At 44.8% G+C, this 26,694-nt stretch carries 25 protein-coding genes; 22 read left to right on the top strand and 3 right to left on the bottom strand.

Annotation, left to right across the window (positions count from 1 at the left end):
* The first annotated feature begins 58 nt into the window (after positions 1-58).
* From ACOMA8_RS02495 to truA, 11 genes are all read left to right on the top strand, one after another.
* On the top strand, positions 59-703 hold the full coding sequence (locus ACOMA8_RS02495; protein WP_161898661.1) for an adenylate kinase: 645 nt from the start codon (positions 59-61) through the stop codon (positions 701-703).
* Positions 704-891: 188 nt separating this feature from the next.
* On the top strand, positions 892-1,110 hold the full coding sequence (gene infA / locus ACOMA8_RS02490) for a translation initiation factor IF-1 (RefSeq protein WP_010754744.1): 219 nt from the start codon (positions 892-894) through the stop codon (positions 1,108-1,110).
* Between the two features lie 32 nt (positions 1,111-1,142).
* Positions 1,143-1,259: a 50S ribosomal protein L36 gene (gene rpmJ, locus ACOMA8_RS02485; RefSeq protein WP_002288710.1), complete on the top strand. Its 117-nt coding sequence runs from the start codon at positions 1,143-1,145 to the stop codon at positions 1,257-1,259.
* A gap of 18 nt (positions 1,260-1,277) precedes the next feature.
* Positions 1,278-1,643: a 30S ribosomal protein S13 gene (gene rpsM, locus ACOMA8_RS02480; protein ID WP_161898660.1), complete on the top strand. Its 366-nt coding sequence runs from the start codon at positions 1,278-1,280 to the stop codon at positions 1,641-1,643.
* 27 nt (positions 1,644-1,670) lie between these two features.
* Positions 1,671-2,060 (top strand): 30S ribosomal protein S11, encoded by a 390-nt coding sequence (gene rpsK, locus ACOMA8_RS02475; RefSeq protein ID WP_161898659.1) that lies wholly within the window; start codon positions 1,671-1,673, stop codon positions 2,058-2,060.
* An 81-nt stretch (positions 2,061-2,141) separates the two neighbouring features.
* Positions 2,142-3,080: a DNA-directed RNA polymerase subunit alpha gene (locus ACOMA8_RS02470; RefSeq protein ID WP_161898658.1), complete on the top strand. Its 939-nt coding sequence runs from the start codon at positions 2,142-2,144 to the stop codon at positions 3,078-3,080.
* 30 nt (positions 3,081-3,110) lie between these two features.
* Positions 3,111-3,491 (top strand): 50S ribosomal protein L17, encoded by a 381-nt coding sequence (gene rplQ / locus ACOMA8_RS02465; protein ID WP_161898657.1) that lies wholly within the window; start codon positions 3,111-3,113, stop codon positions 3,489-3,491.
* Positions 3,492-3,887: 396 nt separating this feature from the next.
* Positions 3,888-4,727, top strand: coding sequence for an energy-coupling factor ABC transporter ATP-binding protein (locus tag ACOMA8_RS02460; RefSeq protein ID WP_421368203.1), 840 nt, complete (start codon positions 3,888-3,890; stop codon positions 4,725-4,727).
* On the top strand, positions 4,703-5,569 hold the full coding sequence (locus ACOMA8_RS02455; protein WP_161898655.1) for an energy-coupling factor ABC transporter ATP-binding protein: 867 nt from the start codon (positions 4,703-4,705) through the stop codon (positions 5,567-5,569). Before ACOMA8_RS02460 ends, ACOMA8_RS02455 begins: the two co-directional genes overlap by 25 nt.
* Entirely contained in the window at positions 5,559-6,356 is a 798-nt protein-coding gene (locus ACOMA8_RS02450; RefSeq protein WP_161898654.1) for an energy-coupling factor transporter transmembrane component T family protein, read from the top strand. Before ACOMA8_RS02455 ends, ACOMA8_RS02450 begins: the two co-directional genes overlap by 11 nt.
* 171 nt (positions 6,357-6,527) lie before the next feature.
* Positions 6,528-7,316: a tRNA pseudouridine(38-40) synthase TruA gene (truA, locus tag ACOMA8_RS02445; protein WP_161898653.1), complete on the top strand. Its 789-nt coding sequence runs from the start codon at positions 6,528-6,530 to the stop codon at positions 7,314-7,316.
* Positions 7,317-7,763: 447 nt separating this feature from the next.
* Here truA and ACOMA8_RS02440 read toward each other — a convergent pair whose 3' ends face one another.
* Complete coding sequence (locus ACOMA8_RS02440; RefSeq protein WP_421368198.1) at positions 7,764-10,409, bottom strand: YfhO family protein; 2,646 nt, start codon at positions 10,407-10,409, stop codon at positions 7,764-7,766.
* Between the two features lie 530 nt (positions 10,410-10,939).
* Complete coding sequence (gene rpmB, locus ACOMA8_RS02435; RefSeq protein WP_161868756.1) at positions 10,940-11,128, bottom strand: 50S ribosomal protein L28; 189 nt, start codon at positions 11,126-11,128, stop codon at positions 10,940-10,942.
* Positions 11,129-11,482: 354 nt separating this feature from the next.
* Between rpmB and ACOMA8_RS02430 the strand changes: the two genes are divergently transcribed.
* The 10 genes from ACOMA8_RS02430 (at position 11,483) to ACOMA8_RS02385 (ending at position 25,057) form a co-directional block, all read left to right on the top strand.
* Positions 11,483-11,845 (top strand): Asp23/Gls24 family envelope stress response protein, encoded by a 363-nt coding sequence (locus tag ACOMA8_RS02430; RefSeq protein ID WP_161898651.1) that lies wholly within the window; start codon positions 11,483-11,485, stop codon positions 11,843-11,845.
* 92 nt (positions 11,846-11,937) lie between these two features.
* On the top strand, positions 11,938-13,587 hold the full coding sequence (locus ACOMA8_RS02425; protein WP_421368259.1) for a DAK2 domain-containing protein: 1,650 nt from the start codon (positions 11,938-11,940) through the stop codon (positions 13,585-13,587).
* A 233-nt stretch (positions 13,588-13,820) separates the two neighbouring features.
* On the top strand, positions 13,821-15,854 hold the full coding sequence (gene recG / locus ACOMA8_RS02420) for an ATP-dependent DNA helicase RecG (protein WP_421368194.1): 2,034 nt from the start codon (positions 13,821-13,823) through the stop codon (positions 15,852-15,854).
* Positions 15,855-16,110: 256 nt separating this feature from the next.
* On the top strand, positions 16,111-17,127 hold the full coding sequence (gene plsX, locus ACOMA8_RS02415) for a phosphate acyltransferase PlsX (RefSeq protein ID WP_421368257.1): 1,017 nt from the start codon (positions 16,111-16,113) through the stop codon (positions 17,125-17,127).
* Between the two features lie 114 nt (positions 17,128-17,241).
* Positions 17,242-17,487, top strand: coding sequence for an acyl carrier protein (acpP, locus tag ACOMA8_RS02410; RefSeq protein WP_161898648.1), 246 nt, complete (start codon positions 17,242-17,244; stop codon positions 17,485-17,487).
* Positions 17,488-18,267: 780 nt separating this feature from the next.
* Positions 18,268-20,268, top strand: a complete 2,001-nt coding sequence (locus ACOMA8_RS02405) for a peptide ABC transporter substrate-binding protein (protein ID WP_421368254.1) — start codon at positions 18,268-18,270, stop codon at positions 20,266-20,268.
* A gap of 309 nt (positions 20,269-20,577) precedes the next feature.
* Positions 20,578-22,068, top strand: coding sequence for an ABC transporter permease (locus ACOMA8_RS02400; protein ID WP_161898646.1), 1,491 nt, complete (start codon positions 20,578-20,580; stop codon positions 22,066-22,068).
* Between the two features lies 1 nt (position 22,069).
* Entirely contained in the window at positions 22,070-23,008 is a 939-nt protein-coding gene (gene oppC, locus ACOMA8_RS02395) for an oligopeptide ABC transporter permease OppC (RefSeq protein ID WP_337248031.1), read from the top strand.
* A gap of 14 nt (positions 23,009-23,022) precedes the next feature.
* Positions 23,023-24,129, top strand: coding sequence for an ABC transporter ATP-binding protein (locus ACOMA8_RS02390; RefSeq protein WP_161898645.1), 1,107 nt, complete (start codon positions 23,023-23,025; stop codon positions 24,127-24,129).
* Complete coding sequence (locus ACOMA8_RS02385; RefSeq protein ID WP_161898644.1) at positions 24,122-25,057, top strand: ATP-binding cassette domain-containing protein; 936 nt, start codon at positions 24,122-24,124, stop codon at positions 25,055-25,057. The genes ACOMA8_RS02390 and ACOMA8_RS02385 overlap by 8 nt, the downstream gene beginning before the upstream one ends.
* Before the next feature lie 127 nt (positions 25,058-25,184).
* Here the strand turns inward: ACOMA8_RS02385 and ACOMA8_RS02380 are convergent, their stop codons facing one another.
* Positions 25,185-25,628: a hypothetical protein gene (locus ACOMA8_RS02380; protein ID WP_161898643.1), complete on the bottom strand. Its 444-nt coding sequence runs from the start codon at positions 25,626-25,628 to the stop codon at positions 25,185-25,187.
* Positions 25,629-25,952: 324 nt separating this feature from the next.
* On the opposite strand from ACOMA8_RS02380, the gene rnc reads away from it, so the two are divergent.
* Positions 25,953-26,642: a ribonuclease III gene (gene rnc / locus ACOMA8_RS02375; RefSeq protein ID WP_421368188.1), complete on the top strand. Its 690-nt coding sequence runs from the start codon at positions 25,953-25,955 to the stop codon at positions 26,640-26,642.
* Positions 26,643-26,694: the final 52 nt, after the last annotated feature.

The following is a 26,694-nucleotide window of genomic DNA, read 5'->3' as shown; positions in this document are numbered from 1 at the left end:
TTGCAGCGGGTTGAGGAATCTTCCTCAACGCCGTTACACCGCTACAGGAGGAGTTAGCATGAACCTTGTATTGATGGGTCTGCCAGGTGCTGGCAAAGGGACTCAGGCAGAACGGATCGTTGCTGAATTTAAAATTCCCCAAATTTCAACTGGCGATATGTTTCGGGCGGCAATGGCCAACGAAACTAAGCTGGGTATGGAAGCTAAGTCATACATGGACAAAGGTGAGCTGGTTCCAGACGATGTCACTAATGGTATCGTGAAGGAACGCTTAGCACAACCGGATACAGAGAACGGCTTTTTGCTGGACGGGTTTCCGCGAACATTGGATCAAGCACAAGCGCTGGATCAAATGCTCACAGACCTGGGTAAAAAACTGGACGCTGTTATCGAAATCCATGTCCCTGAAGAGATCCTCGTTGAGCGTTTAGCCGGACGCTATATTTGTCGCAACTGCGGCGCTACCTATCACAAGATCTTCAATCCTACCAAGGTAGAAGGCACTTGCGATCGCTGCGGTGGCCATGAATTTTACCAACGGGAAGATGATAAGCCTGAGACGGTCAAAAATCGTCTCGCTGTCAATATCAAAAGTAGTGAACCGATCTTGAGTTACTATAAAGACCAAGGTTTATTGCAGTCTATTGATGGCGATCGTGAAATCGATGCTGTATTTAACGATGTTAAAAAAATCATCGAGTAACGAATGCTGCCACAGCCGACTTGCAACCCTAAAACTTTCTCTTGCGAAGTTTGACATAGTGTGATAAAATATGTCAGTCCGACTTCTAGCGTTTGTTAGAAGCAACTTTTTTGAGAATCTCAGGTGGGAACCCCGGTGTTTCCGCCATTTTATCGTGTGAAAATCACAAGTACAAGGAGGTACTGTGCGTGGCAAAAGAAGATGTGATCGAAATCGAAGGTACAGTCGTCGAAACTTTGCCGAATGCAATGTTTAAAGTGGAGTTGGAAAACGGACACCAAGTGCTGGCTACAGTTTCCGGAAAGATTCGGATGCACTACATCCGCATTCTGCCTGGTGACAAAGTGACTGTGGAGTTGTCTCCATATGATCTTTCCCGCGGCCGAATCACTTACCGCTTTAAGTAATTGTACTCCGTAAAACTACAGGAGGTATTATCATGAAAGTAAGACCATCAGTAAAACCAATGTGCGAACATTGTAAAGTGATCCGTCGTAAAGGTCGGGTCATGGTGATTTGCCCAGCAAATCCAAAACATAAACAACGTCAAGGATAATCGGAGGTGTAACAAAGTATGGCTCGTATTGCAGGAGTAGATATTCCTCGTGATAAACGCGTAGTCGTTTCCCTTACTTATATTTACGGTATTGGTAACACTACTGCGAAACAAGTTTTAGCTAATGTTGGTGTTTCTGAAGACGTACGTGTTCGTGATTTGACTAACGAACAAACAGACGCTATCCGTGCTGAAATTGATAAATTAAAAGTTGAAGGTGACCTTCGTCGTGAAGTCAACCTGAACATCAAACGATTGATGGAAATCGGTTCATACCGTGGTATCCGTCACCGTCGCGGCCTGCCTGTTCGCGGTCAAAACACTAAGAACAACGCACGTACCCGCAAAGGCCCTTCTAAAACAGTGGCTGGTAAGAAAAAATAATTCCTAAGTGAAGGAGGTTAAAACTTCATGGCAGCAAAAAAAGTGAGTCGCAAACGCCGTGTGAAAAAGAATATTGAAGCGGGTATCGCGCATATCCACTCAACATTCAACAATACAATCGTTATGATCACTGATGTTCACGGAAATGCATTAGCATGGTCATCAGCTGGTTCTCTGGGCTTCAAAGGTTCTAAAAAATCTACGCCTTTCGCAGCACAAATGGCAGCAGAAACTGCTACTAAAGCCGCAATGGAACATGGTTTGAGAACTGTAGAAGTAACCGTTAAAGGACCTGGTTCAGGACGTGAAGCAGCAATTCGTTCTTTACAAGCAGCAGGTTTGGAAGTATCTGCTATCCGTGACGTAACTCCAGTTCCTCATAATGGATGCCGCCCTCCAAAACGCCGTCGTGTTTAATGAGTGCTGCTCATCTTGAGTGCAACAAAGTAACGTCATTAAGCAGGACACTTTTCGTTTTGAAAGGGGTAAAAGATAAGAATGATTGAATTCGAAAAACCAAGAATCGCTAAGATTGATGAAGAAAAAGATTATGGCAAGTTCGTTGTAGAACCTCTGGAAAGAGGCTACGGGACTACTTTAGGCAATTCCCTGCGTCGTATTTTACTTTCTTCTTTGCCAGGTGCAGCAATCACAAGCATCCAGATCGATGGTGTTTTACACGAATTCTCAACTGTCAAAGGTGTACGGGAAGACGTGGCACAGATCATCTTGAACATCAAAGGCCTCGCCCTGAAGATGTACACGCAAGAAGAAAAAACCCTTGAAATCGACATTACCGGACCAGCAACCGTAACTGCCGGCGATATTATTGTCGACAGCGATGTAGAAATCTTGAATAAAGATATGTACATCTGTTCTGTTTCCGAAGGTGCGACTTTCCATGCTCGTTTGACTGTCAAACCGGGACGTGGCTATGTTCAAGCTGACGAAAACAAAAAAGAAGATATGCCTATTGGCGTTCTTCCGGTTGATTCAATCTATACCCCCGTTCATCGTGTTAACTATCAAGTTGAAAATACACGGGTCGGACGTCGGGATGATTTCGATAAATTAACGATGGAAATCTGGACAGACGGATCCATTTTGCCATTAGAAGCTATGAGTCTGGCTGCGAAGATCATGACTGAGCATTTGGATATTTTTGTGAATCTGACGGATGAAGCGAAAAACGCTGAAATCATGATTGAAAAAGAAGAAACACAAAAAGAAAAAATGCTGGAGATGACCATCGAAGAACTGGACTTGTCCGTTCGTTCCTATAACTGTCTGAAACGTGCCGGAATCAACACCGTTCAAGAATTGACCAACAAGTCTGAACCGGAAATGATCAAAGTACGTAACCTGGGCCGTAAATCTCTTGAAGAAGTCAAAGCAAAACTGCATGACTTGGGACTCGGTCTGCGTAAAGACGACTAGGAAAGTAATTTGGAATAGGAGGAAACCCACGTGAGTTACCGCAAATTAGGACGCACATCCAGCCAACGTAAAGCGATGTTGCGTGATTTGACTACTGATTTAATCATCAACGAACGCATCGTGACGACAGAAGCTCGCGCGAAAGAAGTTCGCTCAACTGCTGAAAAAATGATCACTCTTGGGAAACGTGGAGATCTGCATGCTCGTCGCCAAGCTGCTGCTTTCGTACGTAACGAAGTCGCAAGCATTCGCGAAGAAAACGAAGAAATCGTTATCGAATCTGCTTTGCAAAAGCTGTTCAATGACGTTGCCCCTCGTTATGCAGAACGCCAAGGTGGATACACTCGTATCTTGAAAACTGAACCACGTCGCGGCGATGCTGCACCAATGGTTATTTTGGAACTGGTTTAAAATCACACTTAACATCACTTTATGGATGAACTTTCAGAGTGTTATGATGTTGGAAGGCTTGATATCTTTCCGAGTCTAGCTCAGCGCTGCATCCCGGCTTTTGTCGGGATGTATGCACTCATCATAAAGTGCTTTTTTTTTGCTCTCAATCTGTGTCAAGACAGCTGCTCTTTGTAAGATACCTGTCTGCTGAAACTTGTTTTGAGCTGTCCGATGTTTGCCGTTTCTTTAAACATTTTGGTGGCTGCCTACATCGGAGAGCTTAAAAAGGGCAGATATATTTGAAATGAACGGCTTTTTTTGGTAGATTGATGAAGTATGTAAGTGGTTGTGAAAAAGTGGCGGAAGGTTACGAAAATCACCGTCAAAAGTGTATCTAAATATAGGAGAATGACTATGGATCCGATCATCGAATTAGCAGATATCACATTTAAATATGATCCCGAAGATACTCGACCAGCCTTGAATGGGGTCTCACTGACGATTGAAAAAGGCGAGTGGGTTGCGATTATCGGCCACAACGGCTCTGGTAAATCGACATTGGCAAAGACGATCAACGGACTATTGCTGCCGCAAGCCGGTACGGTAAAAGTCGGGGGACTAGCCCTCAACGAAGAAAATATTTGGGAAATCCGTAAAATGGTAGGGATGGTGTTCCAAAATCCCGACAATCAGTTTGTCGGCTCCACTGTTGAAGATGATGTCGCCTTTGGGATGGAAAATCAAGGAATCCCACGAGAAGATATGCTTCTGCGGGTCCAACAAGCCTTGGAACAGGTGAAGATGACTGATTTCAAAACACGGGAACCAGCCCGGCTATCCGGTGGTCAAAAACAGCGGGTCGCGATTGCAGGTGTGGTGGCGCTTAGCCCAGATATTATCATTTTGGACGAAGCGACCAGCATGTTGGATCCTGAAGGGCGAGAAGAAGTCATCGCTACGATTCAAAAAATCAAGGAACAAAACGATTTGACCGTGCTTTCCATCACCCACGATATCGACGAAGCAGCCAATGCCAGCCGTGTCCTGGTGATGAAAGAAGGCAAGTTAATTGATGAAGGAACGCCGGAAAAAATCTTTTCTGCCGGACCGAAGCTGATTGAATTGGGCTTAGACCTGCCGTTTCCTGAAAAATTAAAAGCGGCCCTGAAAGCTCGCGGCATACAAGTTCCTCAAGAGTATTTGACAGAAGAAAGGATGGTGGACTGGTTATGGACATCCGTTTTGAAAAAGTAGACTATACTTACCAGCCCGGTACACCTTTTGAAACGCGGGCGTTGTTTGATATCGATTTGACGGTCCTGGAAGGCTCCTACACGGCTTTGGTGGGTCATACCGGCAGTGGCAAGTCTACATTGCTGCAACACCTTAATGCACTGTTAAAGCCGACTTCTGGTGTTGTTAAGATTGGTGATCGGACCATTACACCAGACACGGACAATAAAAACCTGAAACCAATCCGTAAAAAAGTCGGAATCGTCTTCCAGTTTCCGGAAGCGCAGTTGTTTGAAGAGACAGTCGCCAAAGATATCGCTTTTGGCCCTAAAAACTTCGGTGTCTCTGAGGAAGAAGCTGTCAAATTGGCAGAAGAATATCTGGGGCTGGTAGGATTGGATGCTAGTTATATGGACCGCTCCCCCTTTGATCTTTCCGGTGGACAGATGCGACGGGTAGCGATTGCCGGTGTTCTGGCGATGGAACCAGAAGTGTTGGTTTTGGACGAGCCGACAGCGGGTCTTGATCCCCAAGGCCGTAAAGAAATGATGGAGATGTTTTGGCGGCTGCATGAGGAAAAGCAGATGACTATCGTCTTGGTCACCCATCTGATGGATGATGTGGCAGATTATGCAGACTATGTCTACGTTTTGGAAAAAGGCCGTATCGCCAAATGCGGTACCCCTCAGGAAGTCTTTGAAGATGTCCGCTGGGTAGAAGAAAAACAGATTGGCGTGCCGACCGCAACAGCCTTTGCTGAAAAATTGCAGGAAAAAGGGCTGACTTTTGACCATTTGCCGTTGACTGCAGATGCGTTGGCGGACCAATTGCTGCGAATGGGAGGACTGTCCCATGATGAATAAACTGATTTTTGGCCGCTATATCCCTGGAGATTCTGTTATCCATAAACTGGATCCGCGGGCCAAGCTGGTTGCCAGCTTTTACTTTATTGGTATTATTTTTCTGGCGAATAACTGGCAGACCTATTTGTTTGCGGCAGTCTTTACGCTGGTTTGTGTGTTGTTATCCAAGATTAGCCTCAGCTTCTTTATTCGCGGAGTGAGACCGCTAATTTGGTTGATTCTCTTCACAGTGGCGCTACAGATGTTCTTTACTGTCGGTGGCACCGTTTATTGGAGCTGGTGGATCTTTACACTGACTGAATTTGGTTTGAAAAATGGGATCTTCATCTTCTGTCGTTTCATTCTGATCATCTTCATGTCAACCTTGCTGACGTTGACGACAGCGCCATTGGAACTGTCAGATGCGATTGAGTACATCTTGCGGCCACTGAAAGTGATTCGTTTTCCGGTTCATGAGATTTCTTTGATGCTGTCAATTGCGTTGCGTTTTGTACCGACCTTGATGGATGAAACAGAGAAGATCATGAATGCACAGCGAGCACGGGGGGTAGATTTTGGTGAAGGCAATCTGATCCAAAAAATGAAGGCAGTTATCCCGCTGTTGATTCCGTTGTTTGTATCTAGCTTCAATCGGGCAGAAGACCTGGCAACTGCCATGGAAGCGCGGGGGTATAACGGCGGTGAGGGGCGGACAAAATATCGCAAGCTGGATTGGCATCTGCGAGACAGCGTGACGATTTTACTGTTTGCGGCCTTTACAGCAGTGCTGGTCTTTTTACGAAATTAACCAATCGGATAGCACGCAGTCGGTTGCTTTTGGGCCGGCTGCGTTTTTTGCAAGATGAAAACTATTTCTTGTGATGAATCAGGCTCAAGGGCTGACTGGATTATTTTGCGGTAATCCAATTGTTAGAGAACACAGATCACGCAGGTATACTTTGATAGGAGGGAAAAATAAATGGTACGCTATAAAGCAATCATCATGTATGATGGGACAAATTTCAGCGGCTTTCAGCGGCAACCCAACGGACGAACCGTACAAGAAGAGTTGGAGAAACTGCTGACAAAGATGGCAGATGGGACGCCGATTATGGTGCATGGTTCCGGTCGAACCGATGCAGGGGTCCATGCCTTGGGTCAGGTGATTCATTTTGATTTTCCTTATGAACGGCCACTGGAGAGGATGCGCTTTGCATTGGATACCCAGTCACCGGAAGATATCGCTGTCAGACAGGTGGAGCTGGTGGATGAGAATTTCCACGCCCGCTACTTAGTGACGGAAAAAACGTACCAGTTTAAGGTAGATATCGGTAAGCCTCGGAGCCCTTTTCGGCGAAATTATGCGAGTTACTACTCTTATCCACTAGATTTGGAGTTGATTCGTCGCGCGTTGCCAGATCTTTTGGGAACCCATGATTTCACCTCTTTTTGTGCTAGCGGCAGCTCAGTAGAAGACAAGGTGCGAACCATTCATGAAGCGAGCATGTCGGTAAATGAGGCCGGTGATCAGTTGACGTTTACTTTTCGTGGGGACGGCTTTTTGTATAAGATGATCCGGATTCTGGTGGGAACTTTGCTGAAGATTGGCAATGGTCGTCTAGCAGCAGACAGTCTGCCGGCAATTCTTGCTGCGAAGGATCGTAATTTGGCAGGACCAACGGCGCATCCAGAGGGGTTGTATTTGGTAGAAGTGCGTTATGATGGTGTAAAAGGGATTGACCGCCAGATGCTGTCAGATCGCAAATAAGAAGTCCCAGGCATATAGTCTTGAAAAAACCTGCTGCCGGCAAAAAATCTTTTGCAGTAGCAAGATGCGCTCATTTACAATGGCAGTTTTACGGAGAGCTGCCCCACGAGAAAGTGTCATAAATAATTTTAAAGTGCTAAACAGCGGATGTTTAACCACAATTAATAAAAAGGATACGGATGAGGAACATTTGTGACAATTTTCATGTCCTAGTCTGAAATGAGAACATCACCCTACGTGTCAAGAGAAGTGAATGACGCTGACCTCCCTTGGTGAAATCAAGGTTAGTAGCTTTTGAAATTTTTAGCAATGAAAAGCCGACGCTCTTCCACTGCGTTTAATGGAAGAGCGTCGGCTTTTGGAGTCTCACAGTTGGTAGTGTTCGCTTTAGAAGACGGTGAATCAGTTATTGTCACAGCCCCAGGTTGTTTAGTACCAGATTTAAAGTCAATGCTTTGCAGTCGTGTCTGTCACTAATTCTAAAGTTTTTTTTCGTCTGCTGCGCCATTTGCTATAGCCCAGATCAAAGAGGCCAAACAAGAGGGTGCAACCAAAGAATAGAGCGACGCCAGCTTTGAAGCCTTGTGGTGCATAATGAAAGGCGATGTCGTGTTTACCCGCAGGTACCATGACGGAGACAAAGGCATCCTGAAAGGCGGTTACAGTTGCAGGTTTGCCGTCTACAGTAACGCTCCAGCCTTTTTCATAAGGGATGGTAGTCACCAGCAGCTGTTCTTTATCAGCAGTGACTGTGCCGGTAGCATCTTGTTTACCGACTTTTAAGTCAACCCCTTTGGCCTGTAATGTATCCATTGCCTCTTGATAAGCTGTGGTATCCAGGAAAAGGGCTTGCGGGTTTTGGAAGCTGATCTCAGAAGTACCATAAAAGCTGGCGGTGAAGGTGACGGTCGTTTCTTTGTCATAATAGCCCAGATCGTAATATTGACCGGTGATATTGATCTGGCTTTTTCTTTGGGTGCCGTTGACAAAGAGTGTAACTGTCGAACTTTTTAACTGGCCAAAATCTTTCGGATACAAGCTGAGGTAGGCCTGTTTGTGAGCCGGTACTGTGACTTCCCAAGTAACATCTTTGGCAGCATTCGGATTTTCTTCCTTGATGCTTGTGTAAATTCCGCTAGTGGTGACGGTAGCATTGGCAGTCTCCTTTAAAACCAGCGGCTGGAAGGTAAAATACTGCAGTTCTAGTCCGGACAAACCGTTCAAGAGGTTGGTTTGACAGGTCAGGTTATCATTTTCCGGTTGCAAAATATCGGCTGCGTTAGGATCGGTCAGCAGCCCCAACGGCAGCGCATTTGTATTTTCGTAAGACAAGTAGTTTTTAGTCTCGCCGTTTTTGGTAAAGCCGTATTTAGACAGGGCTTCTTTAGTTAAATTGTACTTGATCCCCAGCAAGCTGTCGCCAATCAGTGTGTTGTTGGCATAGCGGATATTCAGATTAGTTCCCCGTGAACGAAAACCCAGCTTGTCCAGATAGCCGGAGGAGTGTCGGTTACGGATGGAAGAAAACATGCTGATGCCACTATAGCCGTAGTTCAAGCCGTCATTTGAGGAAACACCGTCGAGGTTTTCCATTCGAAAGAAGCTGTCATTGGCGGCGGTATTCTTATCTACCAGCGCTTTGATTTCGGGATAAGGTTCGGTATATAAGCTGCGAGAGGCATAGTTCCAATCTTGCAAAATCCCTCGTACCATGCCGCCGGTGTTCAACGCCACTTCGCCACAGACCGTTACTAACAGCACAATGGTAAAGACCTTTTGACTCATAGCGCCGATTTTTTGACAGGTGAATAAGGCTAGATACAGCAATACAAAACAAAGCGTCAAAAGGAAAGAAGAAAATTTTAGATAGTCGTAACTGCCTTGCGGGCGCATCCCAAAAGCCAGGCAAAATGCTGCTGCTAATAAGAGGAGCAAAGCCGCAAAAGTTTGCCAGTCTTTCAGCTTCAATTGTTCCCAACCGTAACCTGCCAACATCACCACCAAAAAAGAAAAGAGAAAAGCGTAGCGGAATAAAAACATGTTGGGGGCATGCATGCCGTGCCAGAACAGATTCAAAGGTGCCAGATAAAAACTGGCAATCAAGACAGCAAAGATTCCGGCATACAATAGCTTGTCACGTAAGCGGATTTTGCGACTGATGAAATAAAACAGACACAGCGCCAACGGTAAAAGGCCGGCATAAATAAAAGGGATGGAACCGTATTTGGTCGTGTCGTAAACCCCAATCATATTTTTGATCAAAAGATCCAGTGGAGCCGTCGCTTCGGTTTTCAGCTTGGTAATGGAAGACAGCGTTTCACCGTTTGCCGCCAAATCCATAACTGCCGGCAAAATCATAATCATAGAAGCACCGCCAGACAAAAGGGCGGTCAGACCATAAGGAAGTACGTAGCGTAAGTTGTGCTTAGGAGCCATAAAGAAGCGGGCGATGAAATACAGCGCCGAGAAGATTGCAATCATAAAGCCGGTATAAAAACTGGTAACAAACATCAGCAAGTAGCTGAAAAACAGCAACCGGGGGCCTTTGCCGGCTAAGATGCGGTCGATGCCCCAGATAATTAGTGGCAACCAGACAAAAGCATCTAGCCACATAATCAATTCCGAGTGGGCGGTGACAAAGGACATCAAGCTGTAAAAAATAGCGAGAATCACATGGTAGGCTCGCGGCAGCTTAAAGGTGTGTTTTGCGTAAAACCAGAAAGCCAAACCAGCCGAACCGATTTTGATCAATGTTAAAAAGTAAAGAGCGTCTGGCATCATGCGATTGGGAAAGAAGATTACAAGGGGGGTGAACAAGCCTCCCAGATAATAAGAGACCAAAGACAGGTAATTTAATCCCAAAGAAGCATTCCAAGTATAGAGGGCCCCTTGCTTGCCCAATAACATATTGCGATAGCTGGCATGAAAGTTAGAAAACTGGGAGAAGGCATCGCTAGCCAGGACACTGCGGGAGCTGCCGGGATAAATGCCGATGGTCAGATAGACCAGTGCCATAATAGCAAAAGGAATAAAAAAGCTGGCCGCCAGATAGCGGCGGTTGTCTTTAATGAAGCGTCGTTGTTTGGAAAACATATCGTCACCCTTTGTGTATGATTGCAGGCATTGACAGGAAAAAGTTCGTCACCCCTGCTTGTTGTGGAAAATAATCCCACTGTTCAGTTTACCATATCAACAGCCGAAATTGAAAAAGCTGCGCTGGTTTACGCAACCCTTCTGAAAGCTTTCCAGCAAAGTATAAAAAATACTTCTTTCTGTGACTGAATAGTTTGTGATAGTTATTTAATTTTTTAAAAAAGGAGAGAATTATGGGATATGTATGTACTTTAGATTAAAAAATATCTTGACTTTTAATTTTAACTGTTGTATTTTAATAGTATAAAAAAACATATTATTTTGCGCTGGCGAGGCGGCACATATACTGAAACTGTCGGGGACTTTTAGTCTGCGGCAGTTTTTTATTAAAGACAACGCCGATTTTGCTGTGCCTGGTACTGGGGATGAACTAGTTTCATGCAGGTGGCCAACTTCTCGATGACACGAGCAGACAGCAATAAATAATAAAAAAACCGCCTGCAGATGCAGACGGTTTGAAGGTCGTAAGATTAAACGCGCTCAACTTTTCCTGATTTCAAAGCACGAGCTGAAACCCAAACTTTCTTAGGTTTGCCATCGATCAATACGCGTACTTTTTGCAAGTTAGGTTTAACTGTGCGTTTTGTAGCGTTCAGCGCATGGGAGCGGTTATTTCCACTTTTTGTTTTACGTCCTGTAAAGTAACAAACTTTAGCCATGTTAATTGTTCCTCCTTTGCCTTGATGTCAGAGCGCATAAATTCGCTCATACCAAAAGAATTTATCACAATTCTCCAAGTTTTGCAAGAGGATTTTCTGTGAAACATTGACATTTACCGACAAACCATGTAAATTTAAGTCCGTCCTGTGACTGTTGTGCCCTAGAAAGACAGGGGGCTCGGCTTTTATTTAAGACATCCCTATGATAGAATACTATAGAAGAAACGGGCGCTTTTTCCTTTGAAAACAGTCTTTTGAGACTTTGTCATTTTTGAGGGGTGAAAAGGCGCATTTTGCAGTAAACTGATTTTTATCAGGCAATGATCAGAATAATTTCAGCAAGGGGGCTATTACATGGCTGTAAAAATCAAGACCCAAGCCGGGACCATCGAAATCACCAATGACGTGATCGCCACAGTAGTAGGCGGCGCGGCTACGGATGTTTTTGGGATCGTTGGCATGGCCAGCAAAAAGCAGATCAAAGACAACATCAATGAAATCCTGAAACGGGAAAACTACTCTCGCGGCGTAGTCGTACGTCAAGAGGAAAATGGCATTGCAGTAGATGTCTATACGATTGTCAGCTACGGTACGAAGATCTCCGAGGTCTCTCGCAACGTGCAGGAAAAAGTAAAATACAACTTGGAAACGATGCTAGGCGTGACGGCTAACTCCGTCAATGTTTTTGTCCAAGGGGTACGTGTACTGCCTGACTAGAGAGGCAGCCATCCGCCTGTTAGTGAGGGGGATGGATTTGAAGGAGGATTACTGTGAATCAAACGAATATCACTGCCGGCCAGTTCTCTGAAATGGTGCAGGCGGGCGCAAACCGCTTACAAGCAAATGCTGAGTATGTCAACTCATTGAACGTTTTTCCGGTGCCGGACGGCGATACCGGAACAAATATGAACATGTCCATGCAATCCGGTGCCAAAGCCGTGTCTGATTCCCCTTCTGAAAAAGTTGGCGAATTGGCGCAAGTTCTGGCACGGGGTCTTTTGATGGGGGCGCGGGGAAATTCCGGCGTTATCCTGTCACAATTGTTCCGCGGCTTTTCCAAGCAAGTCGTGACCGTTGATGAGCTGAATGCGACTCAACTGGCACAAGCCTTTACCCACGGGGTGGAAACAGCGTATAAAGCTGTGATGAAACCGGTGGAAGGAACTATTTTGACGGTTGCTCGAGTAGCAGCTGAATTTGGCGAACGTAAAGCTGCTGAAACCGAAGATGTCATCGAAGTGATGAAGGCGGTTGTCAGCGGTGGTAAGCGAGCATTGGCCAAGACACCTGACTTGTTGCCGGTTTTGAAAGAAGTTGGCGTTGTGGATAGTGGCGGTCAAGGACTGCTTTATGTCTATGAAGGGTTCTTGGCAGCCTTGACTGGTGAATACCAAGCTGACGAAACCTTTGAACCAACACCGGCTGCAATGGACGAAATGGTGAATGCCGAGCATCATCGCAGCATTCAAGGACAGTTAGCCACTGAGGACATCAAGTTCGGTTACTGTACTGAAATTATGGTGAAAATTGGTGAAGGCCCAACAGTCGATGACAATTTCGACTACGAAACCTTCCGTAATTATCTGAATGAACTGGGGGATTCACTGTTAGTGGTCAACGACGATGAAATCATCAAAGTCCACGTCCACACGGAACACCCGGGTGAAGTCATGAACTACGGCCAAAAATTTGGCTCACTGGTGAAAGTGAAAGTCGACAATATGCGTGTGCAGCACGAAACAATTTTGGAACATGACCAACAAGTGGAAGCTTTCACTGGTGACGCTGCACCAGCGCCACGTATTCCTTATGCGGTAATTGCGATTGCAGCGGGCAATGGGGTTGGTGAACTGTTCAAGAGTCTGGGAGCGAGCTACATCATCAATGGCGGTCAGACCATGAACCCTAGTACAGAAGATATCTTGAAGGCCATTGAAGAAGTCAATGCCGATAAAGTTATCATTTTACCAAACAATAAAAATATCTTCATGGCCGCTGATCAAGCAGCTGAAGTAGCTGAAATCCCGGTAGTTGTTGTGCCAGCTAAGACAATTCCTCAAGGGATGACTGCGATGCTTTCCTTCAACGAACAAGCGGATTTGGAAGCCAACAAAGAAGCGATGACAGAAGCCTTGGAAAGTGTTGTTTCCGGCTCTGTGACGCATGCGATTCGCAACACGTCTATTGACGGTATCGAAATCACAGAAGGCGACTTCATCGGTATGGTGGACAGCAAGATTGTGATTTCCGAAAAAGATCGGGTGCAGACAGCGGTAGATACATTGAACAAAATGCTCAATGAAGACACCGAAATCGTAACTATCATCTTTGGGGATGAAGCAAAAGAAAAAGAAGCACAAAGTATTGCAGATCAGCTGACTGCGGCTCATCCAGATTTGGAAGTAGAGATTCACCAAGGCGATCAACCGGTTTATCCGTATTTGTTTGCTGCTGAATAAGAAAGATTCGGTCGGGCCTTTCCAGGTGTGTTTGAAAACGCCCGGTCCGGACGGGAAATAATGCAAGTTTGTGGACCGCTGAAAGTCTCCGTCACATATGGAGATTTCCAGCGGTTTTCTGCATGAAGGACAATAAGGCCAGAAATATTTCAAGAAAACCTTATTTAAAAGCTACATATTGGTGGCAGGTATGGCGAAAAATTTCGTAAAAGAGAGTTAACGGAGGTGAGTACATGAGCGGCTTGGAACAATCTGTCCAGTATTTGAAAGGTGTCGGGGAAAAGCGCGCCCAGGACTTGGCTAGTTTAGGAATCGAGACAGTCGGGGATCTGCTGGGGTATTATCCGTTTCGCTATGAAGATATCCAGGAACGGAGCATCGAAGAGATTGGTGATCAGGAAAAAGTGACGTTAAAAGGGGTAGTTGTCGCGCCACCAGTGGTCAGCCGTTTCGGGTATAAAAAATCTATGCTGAAATTTCGAATGATGCAGGAACACGCGGTTTTCAATGTTTCCTTTTTTAATCAGCCTTATTTGAAAGACAAAGTGGAGCTGGGGGAAGAGCTGGCAGTCTACGGCAAGTGGGACGCTAAGAAAAAAGCCATGACTGGCATGAAAATTCTCGGAAGCGGGCAGCAAGGGGAATTTGCCCCCATCTACCATGTTTCCCAAAAAGTGAAACAAAAAACCTTGGTTCCGTTGATTCGGCAAGCTTTTGAAGATTTCGGAAATGAGATTGAAGAAAATTTGCCCTTGTCTTTGCAGGAAAAATATCGGCTGTTGGATCGGCGTCAGGCGATGTATGCCATGCACTTTCCAGTGAATCCAGAGCAGCACCATCAAGCCAAACGCCGCGTGGTTTTTGAGGAATTTTTCTTGTTTCAGATGAAAATTCAAGGGTTGAAGCAACAGGAAAAAGCCGCCAATAATGGCTTGGCAATCGCCTACGACAATGAGAGCTTAAAACGATTTATCGCCACACTGCCTTTTGAATTGACGACAGCGCAAAAGCGGGTGACCAATGAGATTTGCAGCGATATGAAAAGTCCACAGCACATGCAGCGACTTTTACAGGGAGATGTAGGTAGTGGGAAAACTGTTGTGGCAGCGATCGTCTTGTTTGCGGCGGTGACAGCGGGTTTTCAAGGAGCCTTAATGGTGCCGACAGAAATCTTAGCGCAACAGCACATGGAAAGTTTGAATAGCTTGTTTGATCCTTTAGAAGTCCGGACGGCGCTGTTGACCGGTTCTACTAGTACCAAAGAGCGAAAAGCTTTATTAGCTGAGCTTGCTGCCGGTGAAATTGATATTGTGGTGGGAACCCATGCGTTGATTCAAGAAGGGGTCGACTTTAGTAATCTGGGGCTGGTGATCACCGATGAACAGCATCGTTTCGGCGTTAACCAGCGACGAGTCTTACGGGAAAAAGGCTGGCGCCCAGATGTACTCTTTATGACGGCGACACCGATTCCCCGTACATTGGCGATTACCGCTTACGGGGAAATGGATGTATCGGTTATAGATGAGCTGCCTGCCGGTCGGATTCCGATTGAAACTCGGTGGGTTCGCCCTAGTCAATTGGACAGCGTCTTAGATTGGAGCCGACGGGAGTTAAAAGCCGGTCACCAGATGTATGTCATTTGTCCGTTGATTGAAGAGTCGGAAATGCTGGATGTTAAAAATGCCACCGAAGTGTATGAGCACCTGCAGAATTTTTTTGCGCCAGAAGGTTATGGAGTCGGCTTGCTGCACGGCCGCATGAAAAATGTCGAGAAAGACGCCATTATGGAAGAATTCAAAGACGGCAAAACGCGGATTTTAGTGTCTACAACAGTAATCGAAGTTGGGGTCAATGTTCCCAATGCTACGGTGATGCTGATCATCGATGCCGATCGTTTTGGACTCGCACAGCTGCACCAGTTGCGGGGGCGGGTCGGTCGGGGCGCAGACGCCTCTTATTGTATCTTGGTGGCTGAGCCGAAAAACGAATACGGGCAGGAACGGATGAAAATCATGACTGAGACCAACAACGGTTTTTTGCTGAGCGAAAAGGATCTGGAGTTGCGGGGGCCGGGAGAAGTATTTGGTTTTCGACAGTCTGGGCTGCCGCAGTTTGTGGCAGGAGATCTGGTGGCAGATGCAAATATCTTGGAAGTCGCCCGGGAGGAAGCCACAGCTGTTTGGCAAATGAAAAATTGGCAGCAATTGCCGGAATACCAAGGTTTGGCTAAAGCAGTGACTGCCCCTGATAAGCAGTTTTTTGATTAGACAAAAGACCGCTTGTCAGTAAGGCATCGGCTACCGAAGAGTGCCTGTGTTTTTCAACGTTTTTTTTGTTAGCTGTGGCCGGTAGTTGACTGTCTAGGCTTGTTAACTAGGCGTGTAGCTGCTTTTTGCTGAAAGACTAGCTGTGGCAGCTGGTTGTTTTTTCAGAAGGGATATTGTAAAGTTGTGATAAGAATTTACTTGTACCTGTAGGACAAGTACTCCCGAGTCACGGGATGAGTGGAGGAAAACGACAATGATGAGAATCGCAGTGGACGCGATGGGTGGCGACAATGCACCGAAAGCTATCGTGGAGGGTGTCGTCTTGGCGAAGAAAAACTTCCCGGACATCGAGTTCCAACTCTACGGCAAAGAAGCCGAAATCAAAAAATACCTGGAGGATGAGGAAAACATCAAAATCATCCACACCGATGAAAAAATTAACAGCGATGATGAACCAGTTAAGGCAATTCGTCGTAAAAAAAATGCGTCAATGGTATTAGCTGCCCAAGCTGTTAAAGATGGGGAAGCCGATGCCGTCTTTTCAGCTGGAAATACCGGTGCGTTGTTAGCGGCTGGCTTGTTTATTGTCGGGCGCATCAAAGGAATTGAACGCCCCGGTTTGATGTCGACACTGCCGGTGATGGGTAAGACGACGGGCTTTGACATGTTGGATCTTGGGGCCAATGCCGACAATAAAGCTGAACACCTGCACCAATATGCAATTTTAGGTTCTTTTTATGCTCGGAATGTGCGGAAGATTCAAAATCCACGCGTGGGGTTATTGAACAACGGTACCGAAGAAACCAAAGGCAGCGAGTTGACGAAAAAGGCTTTCCAACTACTTGCTGACGAACCGGCAATTAATTTTATCGGCAACGTCGAGGCGCGGGAATTGTTGAACGGTGCAGCCGATGTGGTCGTTACCGACGGCTTCACCGGAAATGCGGTGTTGAAATCCATCGAAGGAACAGCCCTGAATCTGATGGCGCTATTGAAAGATGCAATCAACGGTTCCGGTACCAAAGGGAAATTAGGGGCCTTGCTTTTGAAAGATAGCCTATATACGTTAAAGGATGCTTTAGATTATTCTCAATACGGGGGGGCAGTCCTCTTCGGCTTGAAAGCACCGATGGTAAAAACTCATGGTGCGACTGGTCCGGAAGCTGTTGCCAATACCATCAAGCAAATCCATACCATGCTGGAAACAGACGTGGTAAAGGAGTTAGTGAAACAGTTTGAGAGCGTTCAGGAAAAAGAAATTCAGCAATCGTAATGAAATTTTTGTAACATTTTTGCAAAAATAGACTGGACAAATAATTTTAAAAAAAGTACAATGCTTTGTAGCTATCTTTTCTTTTGTTGGTCAAAAGCGTGGAGGTGAATGCAATTGACGCGTGAAGAAGTGTTTAAAAAAGTAGCAAACGTGATCGCCAATCACTTTGAGGTGGATGCTGATACAGTGACCGATCCCATGAGTATTAAAGACGATCTGAATGCTGATTCTATCAGTGTCATGGAATTTGTATTGGAGCTTGAAGACGAGTTCGGTACGGAGATTTCTGACGAAGATGCAGAACAAATCCAAACAGTTGGTGGCGCAGTAGATTACATCTATGGCCATTTGAACAAGTAAGTACACCGGAGCCGCAGCGATGCGGCTCTTTTTTCTAACACGAGGCGAGGGACTCCTTTAAGCTTGTTCAGGCAGTCTCTAACTTGCGTCTGTAAATTTCACCACAGTTGTCAGAAGACAGAAAGATTTTTTTGAGATTGGTAAGTACCAGTTGTCGATTAATGGGCTTTTTGCCCGAACCGCCACTGGCACATGTGAGATTTCATGACGCCAAGTAAAAAAACGACACATTTGTTACTTGTGGGAAAGTCAGGTGGGATAATCCCCGCTGTTATCAGAAAATAACGACTTTCTGGAAATGACAGGCAGTGCCAAATCAACGGCTTGTGACTTTTTCAAGGATAAATTATGACTGTTTTTATAGACAGTTGGGCTTTTTTTTATTACAATAAGCCCTAGGTATTTTCGGAAAATTTGGTTTGTTCAAATAAAATCCCTTTATTAGAAAACCAGCTGTTTTCTGGGGAAGGAATTTTAGCGAAAATTCATTTTTTTGTTTTTGTCGGAGTGAAATGTAAGAAATCGTCAGGAATATTTTTTTCACGAGAAGATTTTAATAATTATAAAATCAAGGTTCTTCCCTTTTTTTGCAAGAAAAGGGCATGGAAACTTCCAAAAGAATTGTGAAAGCGCCTGATGTTTTTTTATCTCTCATTTGTCAGATAATTCAAAAATAATAGATTTTTCCATTTGACAAACCTACGATATTTCGATAATATCTCAATAATTTCATAAATTGGTTTGTTATGAAAAAGGAAAATTGGAGGTATGGACATGAAAATGAAGAAAGTGCTGGTATCATTGCTGGCAGCGACATTCGTGCTGGGCGCGTGTGGCGGTGGCGGTGGAAGCTCCAACAGTGGCGGTTCCGCTTCAAGTGGTTCTGGAGAAGGAGAAAAAGGGTCTGTAGATACGTATAGCTATGTTTTTTCTACAGATATTGAAACTTTGGACTACCTTTTCTCTCAACGGAATTCAAACAGCCAACATTATAGTAACTTTGTTGATGGGTTAATGGAATGGAATCCAGAAGGACAACTGGTTCCAGCCTTAGCTGAATCTTACAAAGTCAGTGATGATGGTTTGACTTACACGTACAAAATCCGTGAAGGTGTGCCTTGGGTGGACTCCGAGGGCAACGAATACGGTGCTGACGTAACTGCTAATGACTGGGTAGCTGGTCTAAAACATGCGGTTGAAAAGAAATCTGAAACATTGTATATCGTAGCAGACAGCATCAAAGGCTTGTCTGATTATATCGCAGGTAAAACGGATGACTTCTCTACAGTCGGCGTCAAAGCAGTAGATGACCACACATTGGAATACACATTGAACAAGCCTGAATCTTATTGGAACTCTAAATTGACTTATGGGATTTTGTATCCAGCCAATGAAGAATTCTTGAAGGAGAAAGGTGACGACTTCGGTAAACCAACACCAGATTCTATCCTTTATAACGGTCCTTACATTTTGACAGAAAATACTTCAAAATCTGCAATCGAATATGGCCCGAACGAATCTTACTGGGATCAAGACAATGTTCATGTGAAAAACGTGAAATTCATTTACTTTGACGGCTCTGATCCAGACTGGTTGTTCAAACAATACGATGCAGGTGAATTTACCTCTGCTCGTGTGTATCCAAACTCTGCTGGTTATAAAGATGTAGAAGCAAAATACAAAGATTCAATTAACTTCTCTTTGCCTGGGTCTTCCACATTCAACATGACCTTCAACTTCAATCGTCAAGCGTATGAAAATACGTCAAAAACGACTGATAAACAAAAAGAAGATACTAAAAAGGCCATCATGAACTTGAACTTCCGGAAAGCTTTCCAATTTGCATTTGATAAAAAAGCTTACCGTGCTCAAAATGTCGGTGATGCAGGTGCTGAAAAAGCATTGCGTAATACCTTGGTTCCAACGGACTTCGTTCAAATCGACGGCAAACCGTTCGGTGAAGTCGTACAAGACAAAGTTCGCGCTGCTGATGCTGAAGCGTTTGGCGAAGTAAACTTGGCAGAAGGTCAAGACGGTACTTACAAACCAGACCTAGCTAAGAAATATATGGACTTGGCGAAGAAAGAATTGGAAGCTGAAGGTGTTGAATTCCCAATTCATTTGGACTTGCCAGAACAAGAAACAGCTGAAGTATTGGTAAATGCTGACAAATCTATGAAGCAATCTGTTGAAGCTTCTCTTGGTAAAGAAAATGTCGTAATTGACATTCAATTGTTGAATGAAGATGCTTACTATGCTGCGACTTACCAAGCAACTTCATCTGCTGCTACTGACTATGACATCTCTACTGCTTCCGGTTGGGGTCCTGACTACATTGACCCATCTTCTTACCTGAATATCTACAACTCTCATTCTGGTGACATGTTGACGACTTTGGGTCTGGATGCTGATGCGACAGTTCAAGGAGAAGATCCTGGTAAAGCAGCCAAAGAAGCTCTGAAATTTGAAGAATATGATCAACTGCTTGACAAAGCAGATGCCATCACTGATGATGTGAACAAACGTTACGAAGCTTATGCTGAAGCAGAAGCATGGTTGGTTGAAAATGTAATTCAAATCCCAATCTTTGCAAGCTTGGCAACTCCTAGCGTTTCTAACATCGTACCATTTACTGCCCCTTATGCTTATGCTGGTCTTGGTGACTACCGTTACAAATACATGGAGATTCAAGATTCCGCTGTTACAACGGATCAATGGAACAAACTCCATGATGAATGGGCAGCTAAACGTGAAGAAGCTGCTGCTAAAGAAGCAAAATAATTTCTAAATGAATTACTCTGTCACCCTCGCAGGTGCTCAGCCTGCGGGGGGACTCGTTGTTTTCCGTCTAAATAGTTGATCTACTGGTACAAAAGGCTGCCGGCAATCGCTGTAAAGCCTTTTTTACTTGACAGTATGGGTCTCTTCCCAAAGCTGTCAAAATTGATTCGAAGTAAAGCGGACTTTAGCTGTTGGCGACCATGAAGACCGAAGTAGCACTGCTAGCAGTGTTACTGGAAGCTTGATAGCCGTTTACAGCTAGAGGACTGCTTCACTTATAGATGCAGTATAGAAAGTAGGAGATTTATCGTGAAAAGATACCTGTTTTTCCGGATCCTGAGATCGATCCTAAGTATCTTCTTAGTAACGACCTTGACTTACGGCGTGATCTACAGCTTGATCCCTCGAAAGACCATTTTTCAAAACGACGTCACTTATGGCAAATTGAAGTCCAAACCGGACGATATGAAAGACTATGAGAATACGGCGTTTAGCAAAATGGGTTATTTGGACTACTATCCTTCTAAGGAATTAGTAGCAGAAGTTAAAAAAGACAACCCTGAAGTAACTGCAGAAGTCAGTGATGCCAACACGAAAATTTACAAAGACTGGGCGCAGAAAAACGGCTTTAAATTGGAACAATATCCAGTCAGCAAAGGCTATTACGCTGTCAAAGAGCTACCGTTGTATACTCGTGTCTTCCGCTTTTACAAAAACATGATTCAGATTGATAATCCATGGAAGGTCAATGACCCCGATAACAAAGATATGAAACGGGGCTATAAGATTGAAAATGATCCGATGGTTGGCTGGGCTTTGGTCGGTTCTGGTACACAATACAAGTACCAAATCTACTTCAACAGCAGCTTCCCGTTCATCCATCAAAATATTATCAAGTTGAATCTAGGAACTTCTTATCCAACTTTCGCAGGCCAACCAGTAACTCAAGTCATTGGTGGTGGCCAAGGGAAGGCCGACTCAAAAGAAGTAACTTTTGAGACCGGACGCAAATCCAAAACGGCAGTGAATGTTTACTCTCGTCAATATCAAATGACTGCCAATTTGTCTTCACGAGACAAAAATATGTACAAAGATAACTACACAATTACCGTTAATAACTATCAAGACCCTTCAATGATCGGAAACTCTATGCGTATGGGGATTATTGCCGTCATCGTCTCCTATGGCCTTGCTGTACCGATGTCGATGCTAATGTCTCGCTTCAAGGGCAAATTCCCAGATAAGGTCGGGATTGCTTTAGTAACGGTATTGATTTCCGTACCATCGTTGGCCTTCATCTACTTCTTCCGTTTTATCGGATCTAGTGTATTCAACTTGCCAGATCTATTTCCAACTTTAGGAGCCAGTGATATTCGCTCGTATATTTTACCAACCGTCATCTTAGGTCTCTTGGGCGTATCTGGTATTGTAATTTGGTTGCGTCGCTACATGATTGATCAACAATCGGCGGACTATGTCAAATTCGCTAAAGCGAAAGGTCTGAGTTCTGGTGAAATCACCCGCAAGCACATCTTCAAAAATGCGGCAATTCCATTGGTGAATGGAATTCCATCAGCCGTGATTGGGACCATTGCCGGTGCTACTATTACTGAAACAGTCTTTGCTGCACCTGGTATGGGTAAAATGTTGCCGGATGCCATTAAATCCCACAACAATCCAATTGTTATCGGATTGGTCTTCATCTTTACGACTATTTCGATCTTCTCAATCCTGCTAGGGGACATCGCCATGACCATGGTGGACCCTCGTATCAATCTGTCAGAGAAAGGGGGCAAGTAAGGTGGAAGTACAAAAAGACGATCTTCAACAAAGCGATTTTAGTTTCGTCAAAATGGACGAACACGCTTCAGAACGAATCGATGCCCCAGTATATTCTTATTGGCGGGCAGTGGGACGCAAATTCTTTTCCAGCAAAGTGGCCATTTCCATGCTAGTCTTGATGATTGCCATCTTTCTGATGTCCTTTATTCAGCCGCTAGTTTCTGGCTATGACTACATGAGTGTCGAAGGAATTAACGACTTTGCCAAGCGCTACAATCCACCGAGTGCCCAATATTGGTTTGGGACAGATGCCAATGGCCACTCTTTGTTTGATGCCGTATGGGCTGGTGCCAAGACTTCTATTTCCATCTCAGTAATCTCGACTTTGGTATGTACTATCATCGGGGTTGTTGTCGGTGCGATTTGGGGAACTTCTAAAAAGATTGACCGTTTTATGATTGAAATCTACAACATCTTTTCAAATGTACCGCAACTGTTGATCATCATGGTCTTGTCTTACGCATTTGGTAGCGGGTTTTGGAACTTGATCTTTGCCATGTGTCTGACCAGCTGGCTCGGAACAGCGTACTTCATTCGTGTTCAAGTAATGATTATGCGGGATCGAGAATACAACTTGGCTTCCCAAACTTTGGGAACACCAACGATGCGGATGATTTTCCGTAATATTCTGCCTTACCTGACTTCAGTTATCGTAACCGATGTTTCCCGGACATTGCCGTCATTTATCTCCTATGAGACTTTCTTGTCCTTCTTGGGAGTTGGTTTGAGCGCCAATGTACCATCATTAGGGAAACTGATTTCAAAATACACTGCAAATATGAGCAACTATCCGTATCTGTTTTGGATCCCGGTAGCCGTGCTGGCCTTGGTATCAGTTTCACTGTATATCGTTGGTCAAACATTGGCTGATGCCGCAGATCCGCGGACACACATGTAAGAGGAGGAGACGACATGGAAAAAGCAACTGTATTGTCCGTTGAAAATCTCTCCGTCGGTTTTACCGTCCGCAATCGTGAACTAAAAGCAATTCGTAATGTTTCTTTGGAAATCAAAGAGCAAGAAACGCTGGCAATCGTAGGGGAATCCGGTTCTGGTAAGTCAGTTTTAACCAAGACTTTCACTGGAATGTTGGAACAAAACGGCAAAATCACCAACGGTACGATCAAATATCATGACAAAATTTTAAGCGACCTGAAAAAAGATAAGGAATGGGAAGGAATTCGTGGGAGAGAGATTGCCACGATTTTCCAAGATCCTATGACTTCACTGAATCCAATCAAAACCATCGGCTCACAAATTTCCGAAGTAATCATCAAGCACCAAGGAAAAAGCGCCAAAGAAGCCAAAGAAATGGCTATTGATTTGATGAAACGCACCGGTATTCCCAATGCGGAAAACCGCTACAATGAATATCCTTTCCAGTATTCCGGTGGGATGCGTCAACGGATTGTTATCGCCATTGCACTGGCTTGTCGGCCTAAGATTTTAATCTGCGACGAGCCGACTACTGCCTTGGACGTAACGATTCAAGCTCAAATTCTGGATTTGATCCGGGAATTGCAAAAAGAATACCAGTTTACTACAATTTTCATCACCCATGACTTAGGTGTGGTGGCAGCCATCGCTGATAAAGTGGCAGTAATGTATTCCGGCCAGATCATCGAGACTGGTACCGTGGAAGATATCTTCTACAATGCTCGTCACCCATACACTTGGGCTTTGTTAAGCTCACTGCCTCAGCTGAGTCAAAAAGGCACAGAGTTGTACTCTGTACCGGGGACCCCGCCATCTTTGTACAAAGACATTGAAGGGGATGCTTTTGCACCACGTAATCCATTTGCCATGGAAGTCGACTTCAAGAAGGAACCACCGATGTTTCAAGTCAGTGAGTCTCACTTTGCGAAAACTTGGCTGATGGATCCACGAGCGCCGCAAGTGGAAAAACCGCAAGCAATCCAAAACCTGCATGAAAAACTGGTTGCACTACAAGAAGAGATTGCACCGGAAGACTATGATGCCCAAGATTTGGCAGAAGATGGAGGTGTGACAGTTGGTTGATCGAAATGATGTATTACTGTCCATCAAAGACCTGGAAATCACATTTGGTGAAGGCAAGAATCGCTTTGTCGCAGTACAAGATGCCAACTTTGATATCTACAAAGGAGAAACTTTCTCTTTGGTAGGTGAGTCAGGTTCTGGAAAGACGACAATCGGTCGGGCAGTCTTGGGATTAAATCCTACTTCCAACGGGGAAATCATCTTTGAAGGAAAAAAAATTAACAAGAAACTAACCAAGCAAGAACAAGACGATGTCATTCGCAAAGTTCAAATGATTTTTCAAGATCCCTCAGCATCTCTAAATGAACGGGCGACGGTTGACTATATCATTTCTGAAGGGCTGTACAATTTCCACCTCTTTGATTCAGAAGAAGAGCGTCGGGAGAAAGTAGAGCGCATCATTGAAGAAGTGGGACTGTTGCCGGAACACTTGAATCGTTACCCTCATGAGTTCTCTGGTGGTCAGCGCCAACGTATCGGGATTGCCCGGGCATTGGTGATGGAGCCGGAATTGGTAGTTGCAGACGAACCAATTTCAGCCTTGGACGTATCGATTCGCGCACAGGTTTTGAACCTGTTGAAAGAATTCCAACGAGAAAAAGGTGTCACTTACTTCTTTGTGGCCCATGACTTGTCGGTAGTCCGTTTCATCTCTGATCGGATCGCTGTTATTCGCTCCGGCCGGATTGTTGAGTTGGCGGAAGCTGAAGAGCTTTTCCGCAATCCGCTACATCCTTACACCAAAGCATTGCTCTCTGCAGTGCCGGTGCCGGATCCAATCCTGGCTCGTAAAAAAGAACTGCATGTCTACAATCCGGATATGCACGACTATTCCGTCAACAAGCCGAGCTTTGTTGAAGTTATCCCTGGCCATTACGTTTACGGTAATGAACAGGAAATTGCTGGGTATCGAGAAGCTGTGAAATAATCAGCCTCTATTCACATACCACTTTCTATACCAAACTATTTAGAGGCAAAACAGGCAGATACCATTTTGGTACCTGCCTGTTTTGTAGTTTCTGCAAAAAAATTCATCTGAGCCCAAAAGTTTGTAATTAAGAAGGCAGTTTGGTGGAAGCGTTGAAATACCCTTGAGTCAACCAGCTGCTGCCGAAAACTAAAAAAATGGAAAGTAGAAAGCGGGGCAGCAGGTTTTCATCGTAAGGCGGCACCAGGGGCAATAAATAGCCCAAAATCAGCAGTAGGATAAAAACGTTCAGAATTCGGTATCTGACAGCTAAGACGAAGAGCGCAGCGGACGTTAAGAGTCCAACAATGAGCAACAAAAGCAAGGGTAGATTTTGAAGCTGCAGTTCATTGCCGGTCAATCGCAGGTAGCCAAAGGGGGATTGGTGGGGATTGACCGAATTGAAGATTTTCTCCTCGACTCGTGTTTGGAAGAATAGGAATAGGCCACAGAGGATACTGTAGCTGAGGCCCAACAAAAACACCAACCGCGTCGCTAGAAAGGAAAGGGCAGAATGCAAACCTTGACGCAAGGACAACACCTCCTAGAGGGTATTTTTGATGTATTTTACTCTGGAAAAACAAATCAGACAAGAGGCTTTGGCTTACTTTTCTCTAAGCTCGACAAAATGTATCATTTCAAGTAATAAAAACGTCTGAAAAACCGGCCTTTTGGAAAGAAAAGGAGGCGACAGAGGCAGCCAGAAGGACGCAAAAATCAAATGGACTTCCTGAAAGCGCTGAAGTGTTGAAAACCTGTGGATAAATGTTTAAAGGTTTGGCTTCTGAGATTTTATTTATGGCGGAAAACCAGTATAATGAAACAGTATTGAATAAATTAGAGGGACTGAAGACTAATGGACAATCAGTTGGCAAATCTGCTTAAAGAAAAATTCGGGATCGTATTTAGCGACATCAATCTCGTTGATCAGGCCTTCACCCATTCTTCTTATGTGAATGAGCACCGTAACCTGCATCTGTCAGACAATGAGCGTTTGGAATTTTTGGGAGATGCTGTTCTGGAATTGCTGGTATCCCAATACCTGTATCGGGAATTCCCCCAACTGCCGGAAGGAAAACTTACCAAGACCCGTGCAGCAATCGTCCGTGAAGAAAGCTTGGCCCAATTTGCCAAAGATTGTGGCTTTGATCGGTTCGTGAAACTGGGCAAAGGGGAAGAAAATTCCGGCGGACGCACGCGTCCCGCACTGTTGTGTGATTTATTTGAAGCCTTTTTAGGGGCTTTGTATTTGGATCAGGGGCTGGAAGCAGTTCTGCACTTTTTGGAAACAGTGGTTTATCCACAAGTGCAAGCCGGTGTTTTTTCACATGAGCGGGATCATAAGACGCGTTTGCAAGAAGTGTTGCAGCGTTCTGGTGATGTGTTGATCGATTATCGACTAGTGAGAGAAGAAGGACCTGCCCACGAGCGAATCTTCCATACAGAAGTTTATTGCGACGGAGAATTGATCGGTGAAGGTCAAGGCACCTCCAAGAAAAATGCTGAGCAGTCTGCCGCTGCCAATGCATTGCAGCGGCTAGCTTAAAGTAGCCAGTCGCTTGACTGTAAACAGCCAAGACGCCTGTTAAAGGACTTAT

The organism is Enterococcus infantis (assembly GCF_049166715.1).
GTDB lineage: Bacteria > Bacillota > Bacilli > Lactobacillales > Enterococcaceae > Enterococcus_C > Enterococcus_C leclercqii.
The sequence above is the reverse complement of the archived record's forward strand: the minus strand, read 5'-3'. Positions and strand labels throughout refer to the sequence as shown.

Coding starts and splice junctions, on each gene's coding strand:
- ACOMA8_RS02495 (WP_161898661.1), top strand. CDS start 59: ATGAACCTTGTATTGATGGGTCTGCCAGGTGCTGGCAAAGGGACTCAG.
- rpmJ (WP_002288710.1), top strand. CDS start 1,143: ATGAAAGTAAGACCATCAGTAAAACCAATGTGCGAACATTGTAAAGTG.
- rpsM (WP_161898660.1), top strand. CDS start 1,278: ATGGCTCGTATTGCAGGAGTAGATATTCCTCGTGATAAACGCGTAGTC.
- rpsK (WP_161898659.1), top strand. CDS start 1,671: ATGGCAGCAAAAAAAGTGAGTCGCAAACGCCGTGTGAAAAAGAATATT.
- ACOMA8_RS02470 (WP_161898658.1), top strand. CDS start 2,142: ATGATTGAATTCGAAAAACCAAGAATCGCTAAGATTGATGAAGAAAAA.
- ACOMA8_RS02460 (WP_421368203.1), top strand. CDS start 3,888: ATGGATCCGATCATCGAATTAGCAGATATCACATTTAAATATGATCCC.
- ACOMA8_RS02455 (WP_161898655.1), top strand. CDS start 4,703: ATGGACATCCGTTTTGAAAAAGTAGACTATACTTACCAGCCCGGTACA.
- ACOMA8_RS02450 (WP_161898654.1), top strand. CDS start 5,559: ATGATGAATAAACTGATTTTTGGCCGCTATATCCCTGGAGATTCTGTT.
- truA (WP_161898653.1), top strand. CDS start 6,528: ATGGTACGCTATAAAGCAATCATCATGTATGATGGGACAAATTTCAGC.
- ACOMA8_RS02440 (WP_421368198.1), bottom strand. CDS start 10,409: ATGTTTTCCAAACAACGACGCTTCATTAAAGACAACCGCCGCTATCTG.
- rpmB (WP_161868756.1), bottom strand. CDS start 11,128: ATGGCTAAAGTTTGTTACTTTACAGGACGTAAAACAAAAAGTGGAAAT.
- ACOMA8_RS02430 (WP_161898651.1), top strand. CDS start 11,483: ATGGCTGTAAAAATCAAGACCCAAGCCGGGACCATCGAAATCACCAAT.
- ACOMA8_RS02425 (WP_421368259.1), top strand. CDS start 11,938: ATGGTGCAGGCGGGCGCAAACCGCTTACAAGCAAATGCTGAGTATGTC.
- recG (WP_421368194.1), top strand. CDS start 13,821: ATGAGCGGCTTGGAACAATCTGTCCAGTATTTGAAAGGTGTCGGGGAA.
- plsX (WP_421368257.1), top strand. CDS start 16,111: ATGAGAATCGCAGTGGACGCGATGGGTGGCGACAATGCACCGAAAGCT.
- ACOMA8_RS02405 (WP_421368254.1), top strand. CDS start 18,268: ATGAAGAAAGTGCTGGTATCATTGCTGGCAGCGACATTCGTGCTGGGC.
- ACOMA8_RS02390 (WP_161898645.1), top strand. CDS start 23,023: ATGGAAAAAGCAACTGTATTGTCCGTTGAAAATCTCTCCGTCGGTTTT.
- rnc (WP_421368188.1), top strand. CDS start 25,953: ATGGACAATCAGTTGGCAAATCTGCTTAAAGAAAAATTCGGGATCGTA.